Origin of the sequence: Lentzea sokolovensis, assembly GCF_033949975.1 — a bacterium.
GTDB classification, from domain to species: domain Bacteria; phylum Actinomycetota; class Actinomycetes; order Mycobacteriales; family Pseudonocardiaceae; genus Lentzea; species Lentzea sokolovensis.
In genome coordinates, this window is sequence record NZ_JAXAVU010000033.1 from 1 (window position 1) to 628 (window position 628).

A 628-nucleotide genomic window follows, 5' to 3' on the forward strand; every position below is an offset into this window, starting at 1 on the left:
GCGGTCCAGGTTCAGCCGGCGTCGTTTGCGGCTGGGCATGCGCGCCACGTGGTCGGCGTAGTTGTCAGCCGTCAACTGCAGGAAGTCCTCGGTCCCACGGAATCCCACCGCTGCTCCGAGCCGCTCCAGCGCGGTGACGAGGTGCTGATTGCCCATCCGGTCCGGGATCCACGGTGCCACAACACATTGCACACCGCGTTCCTGTGCGGCCTGCACGGACGCGGTGACCAGATGGCGGAACAGCTCCGGCGTCCAGAAGGTGAACGCCGCCTCGGTGCGATATCCCAACGGCGACCCCAGCATGAGCGCGGGGAAGAACGCGTCGACACCCAGTGCGCTCACCCGGTCCACTGCCGACTGGGGCAGTTCTGCCCCGCCGCAACACGCCTGAACGTCGGGCGAGGGTTGCCAGCCGAGATAGGTACGAGGATCGAAGTCGAGGTCCGGCGGTGTGGTGTAGATGTAGCCGGGCAGCAGGGCGTCCTCGTTGCGCAACCTGTGCGCGGTGGTGTGGAACGGTTCGCCCTCGGTCATGGCCGACTCCGCGGACCGCAGCCAGGTCGGCGTGATGTACGGCCACGCCTCCCTCAGGTTCTCGCGCTCGAACTCCCAGTCCCAGGACGGCAGT

Annotated in this window: 1 protein-coding gene; it reads right to left on the reverse strand. The window is 67.5% G+C overall.

What is annotated here, in order from left to right:
* The coding region (locus tag SK854_RS48140) for a hypothetical protein (protein WP_319981896.1) at positions 1 to 534 on the reverse strand (534 nt) is incomplete at its 3' end.
* Between the last annotated feature and the right edge of the window lie 94 nt (positions 535 to 628).